The organism is Pseudomonas baetica (assembly GCF_051216495.1).
GTDB lineage: Bacteria > Pseudomonadota > Gammaproteobacteria > Pseudomonadales > Pseudomonadaceae > Aquipseudomonas > Aquipseudomonas baetica_B.
Genome location: NZ_JBPKAM010000208.1, coordinates 1 through 4,543 on the forward strand (window position 1 = coordinate 1; position 4,543 = coordinate 4,543).

Annotated in this window: 3 protein-coding genes and 1 pseudogene; all 4 read right to left on the minus strand. The window is 61.9% G+C overall.

Annotated elements, in window-relative coordinates:
- Window positions 1-140: 140 nt before the first annotated feature.
- Entirely contained in the window at window positions 141-1,490 is a 1,350-nt protein-coding gene (locus tag ACSFE6_RS31105) for a CoA transferase (RefSeq protein WP_435431200.1), read from the minus strand.
- Between the two features lie 175 nt (window positions 1,491-1,665).
- On the minus strand, window positions 1,666-2,421 hold the full coding sequence (locus tag ACSFE6_RS31110) for a methyl-accepting chemotaxis protein (RefSeq protein ID WP_371807299.1): 756 nt from the start codon (window positions 2,419-2,421) through the stop codon (window positions 1,666-1,668).
- 102 nt (window positions 2,422-2,523) lie between these two features.
- A pseudogene (locus ACSFE6_RS31115) lies at window positions 2,524-3,804 on the minus strand (PDC sensor domain-containing protein); the annotation flags it as partial.
- Window positions 3,805-4,001: 197 nt separating this feature from the next.
- The gene (locus ACSFE6_RS31120; protein ID WP_435431201.1) at window positions 4,002-4,391 is read right to left on the minus strand and encodes a YbaN family protein; all 390 of its coding nucleotides are present in this window, start codon (window positions 4,389-4,391) and stop codon (window positions 4,002-4,004) included.
- Window positions 4,392-4,543 lie beyond the last annotated feature (152 nt).

The window sequence follows — 4,543 nt, forward strand, 5'->3', positions numbered from 1 at the left end:
GGCTTTGGACGCCGTGGATCGGTTCGGACTGATCCGGGTTTTTTTTCGACTGTTCCGGCACATTCGCGAGAAGGCTCGCTCCCACAGGGAATTGTGTGCTTCCTGTGGGAGCGAGCCTGCTCGCGAAAGCTATCTAAAGGTCACCACCACTGCGCGCGGTGGGAGCCCAATTCAGAGGCGGCGATAGTCCACTGCAACGGCGTGCCGGTGATCTTCAAGGGCACATGCAGCCGATGCGCCGGTCCCCAAGGGGTTTGTTCGACCAGCAATCCCTGATCCGCTTCATCTTCTGCTCTTAACGATTCGTCGGTGCCGCGTCCATTTTCGATCAACAACTTTGCCGTACGCGCCAACGACAGCCGCGCCGATCCACCGCGTCCGCTGTTCAAACGTTCTGCCAGCAACCTGATCGCACTGGCCGCCATCAGATATCCGGTGGCGTGATCGAGGGCTTGCACGGGCAGGGGCGTCGGTTTGCCAGCCTGCTGCCAGTGCATGCCGGCGTCCGCAATGCCGCTGCTCATTTGCACCAGGCTGTCGAAGCCGCGACGGTTTTGCCAGGGGCCGCTCCAGCCATAGGCATTGAGGCTCACGTCGATCAGGCCTGGGGCCAACTTTTGTCGTTCATTGACTCCGTATCCCAAGCGTTCGAGGGCATCGGCGCGGTAGCCGTGGAGCACGATGTCGGCGCCCTTGAGCAGGCTTTCGAACACGGATCGATCGGTCTTTTCCCGCAGGTCCAGGCGCGCGCAGCGCTTGCCCAATGTCATCTCCGGTATTACGCCCGGTTCGCTCCAGGTCGGTGGGTCGATTCGCAAGACATCCGCCCCAAGACCGGCGAGAAAACGACTGGCGACCGGACCGGCCAGTACCCGGGTCAAGTCCAGCACCTTGATGCCGGCCAGCGGTTGCGCCACCGAGCCTTGCCATGATTCGCCGCTCTGGCTGTTGTGAGGAGTGAAATGAATCAGCGGCTCGGCGTTCACGGCCCGACCTTGCGGATGGGCCTGCCACTGTTCCCAGGTGCGCATCTCGGCGGCGCAACCTCCGGCATCGACCACCGCCTGCTCCAGATCGCGGGTGGCCCATTGCTTCACTTTGCTTGCCATCGCAGCGCGATCGGCACAGGCGCCAAGTACCGATTCGGCGGCGGCGCGGTGATGGGGCGCATTGGTGTGCAGGCGAATCCAGCCATCCTTGGCGGCGTAGTCACCGGCGATGGGGTCCCACAGCGGCGGTACGCTCCAACCGATTGGGCGCAGCGAGCTGGAGAACCAGAAGGACGCCAGGCGCCGGTCGACTTCGAGGCCAGGCAAGCGCCCGGTTTGCTGGTGCAGCAGTTCGGCGGTGGCCTGGCCGGCGGCCGCGATGCTGGCGCAGGCCAGGTCCGTGACGGCAAATGCCGAGGGCAGGGCGCCCGTGGCGGAGAACGGAACGGATGCGTGCGGTAAGCCGAGTGCGGCTTGAATGGACGTGAGTAAATCAGTCATCGAAGGCCCTCCGGAGCGAGAGGGCGAGCATAGATCAAAATCCTGTCAGGCTTGATGAAAACCTTGTGGGAGCGAGCCTGCTCGCGAAAGCGGCGTGTCAGTCGACATGTGTATTGCCTGACACACCGTCTTCGCGAGCAGGCTCGCTCCCACAAAGGGATTTGCAGCGGGTTGATTACACGCGGAACTGGTCCATCAATTTCATCTGGTGGGTGGTCAGGTTGTTGAGCTGGCTGCTGATCTGCGCCGATTCGGTGGCCTGTCCGGTCAGGGTTTCGGTGACGGTGCGGATCGCCGAGACGTTGCGGTTGACCTCTTCGGCCACGGCGCTTTGCTGTTCGGCGGCGCTGGCGATTTGCAGGTTCATGTCGCTGATCACGGTGACCGCGTCGCTGATCTTGCTCAACGCCTGAACTGCTTGCTGGATCTGGCCGGCGTTGCTGTGGGCCTGGGTCTGGCTCGAATGCATGGTGGCGACCACGCCACGGGTGCCGGACTGAATGCGTTCGATCACCAGGCGGATTTCCTCCACCGAGTCCTGGGTGCGCTTGGCCAGGTTGCGCACTTCATCGGCCACCACCGCAAAGCCGCGACCGCTTTCACCGGCGCGGGCGGCTTCAATGGCCGCGTTCAGTGCCAGCAGGTTGGTTTGTTCGGCGATGCTGCGAATCACCTCCAGTACCGAACCGATTTGCTCGCTGTTCACCGCCAGCGCTTCGACTTCAGTCACGGCCTTGCTGACTTCGTCCGCCAGTTGATTGATGTCGCGGGTGCTGCGCTCGATGATCTGCATGCCGTCGCGGGCCGACTGGTCGGCGCCTTTGGCGGCACTGGCCGCGTTCGACGCACTGTTGGCGACGTCGTGGGCGGTGGCGCTCATTTCATTGGAGGCAGTGGCGACCTGGTCGATTTCGCGGAACTGCACCTGCATGCCTTCGCTGGTTTGGCGGGCGATTTCCGAAGACTGGTCGGCGGTGCCACGGGCGTCGGAGATGCTTTGCTTGATCTGCGCGATGGTCGGTTGCAGCTTGTCGAGGAAGCGGTTGAACCAGCTGACCAGTTCGCCCAGTTCATCCTTTTTGCCGTAGTGCAGGCGTTGGGTCAGGTCGCCGTCGCCGCTGGCAATGGCCTTGAGCATCTCGGCCACGCTGTTGATGGGGCGGGTGACACCCGACGCGGTGAGCCAGATCAGCAGCAGGCCGATCAGGCCGGCAATGATCGCGACGCCCACGGCCTGGATCGTACCGCTCTGTTGGGCATCGTCGAGTACCGACTGCAATTTCACCGCATCGGCCAGCAGCACTTGCTTGGGCAGGTCGATCACCACGGCCCAAGGTTTGGCGTCGGCGATCGGGCTGACAGGGTAGACCGCACGGATCAGGTCACCTTGTTCGAGAATCTTCGGAGTACCGACACCCAGCAGTTGCAGGATGTCCTTGCCGACAGCGCCGAGCGTGTCACCGATGCTTTTGCCGACCTTTGTCGCGTCGACACTGTAGGCGGCCATCACACCAGTACCGGAGACGATCAACATGTGCCCGGCATTGTTGAACAGTTCACGCTGGGCATCGACCGCTGCCGCTTGCAGGGCGTCCAGGGCGATGTCGATACCGACCACGCCGATGGATTTGCCATCCACCAGCAGCGGCACGGAAATGGTGGTCATCAGCACTTCCTTGCCGCCGACCGTATCGGCATAAGGGTCGAGCAGGCAGGTGCGCTTGCTGTCCCTGGGGCAGGTGTACCAGACGTTGTAGGGGGTGCCGCTTAGGTTCAGGGTTGTCTTGGTCATGTCCTCTTCGACCATGATCGTGTTCAGCGCTTCACCCCCGGCACGGCTCCAGTAAGTGGCGAAGCGACCAATCTCGTTGGACTGGCGGGCCGCGTCACCGACGAACTCGCTGTCCTTGCCATCCAGGCCGTTGGGTTCGAAGGCCAGCCAGATGCCCAGCACTTTGCCGTTGCGCTCGAAGGCGGTTTTCAGGCTCTGGTTCAACTCTTCACGCAGGGCGCCGGGTTCGAGCGAACGCTTGGCGACCATGATGCGCATGTCCTTGATCTGATCCGCCAGGGCGGTCACCACTGTCAGGGTTTCACCGAAGGTCTTTTGCACCCGCACCGCTTGTTCGGCAGCCTTGGCCTGGAGCAGGTTCTGCACGCTGGAGGTGAGCATTCTGCTGCTGGAGTCGTTGACCAGTTCATCGTTCTGATTGGTCTGGTAGATGTTCATGCCAACGATCAGCGTAACGACGCCAAGCAGACACAGGCCGGAGAGCAGAACGGTTTTCAGGCGGATGGACAGTGAGTCGAACATAGGGCGAACTCGCGAATGGGATGAGTGTTGGCGAGTCGGGCCGACTCGTTACGCCAAATCCTTTCAGCGCCAATCATTCTCATCGGCGTGGAGGTGAATAGGCATTAACCTGAATCCGACGAACGGTAGTGGTTGACCGTTTGCGCGGAAAAATGTGCCGAAAATTAGCAGAAAAACAGGGAAAGTTGTGGGAAGTTTCAGGTGGGTTTTGGCAGTGATTCCGGTCGAGACCAGATCCATAGATTGCCCAGCGTCATGCCGGAAATCGCCAGGTAAATCGGCCAGCCATGATCAAGCATCACCAGCATCAAGGTCGCACACAGCAGCATGCTGACGGTGGCGCTGACCTTGGCCCGGCGCGCGATGATTTTGCCGTTGCGCCAGTTTTTGAGAATGGGGCCGAACAGCCGATGGTTTTCCAGCCAGGCACTCAAGCGTGGCGAACTGCGGGTGGCGGCCCAGGCAGCGAGCAGGATGAATTCGGTGGTCGGCAGGCCGGGGATGACAATGGCAATCAGGCCGATGCCGAGGCTGACGTAGGCCAGCAGGCCGAAGAGCAGGCGGGAGAGTTTGGAAGTGGCTGGCATGGGCTTGGGGGTATGAGGCGGATCGGGATCTTACTGACTTGTTCGGTCCATTGTGGGAGCGAGGGGGGGGGGGGGGGGGGGGGGGAGGGGAGAGGGGGGGGGGGGGGGGGTGAGGGCTTTGTTAGGAAGGGCGATCTCCCCAAGGAAAATGG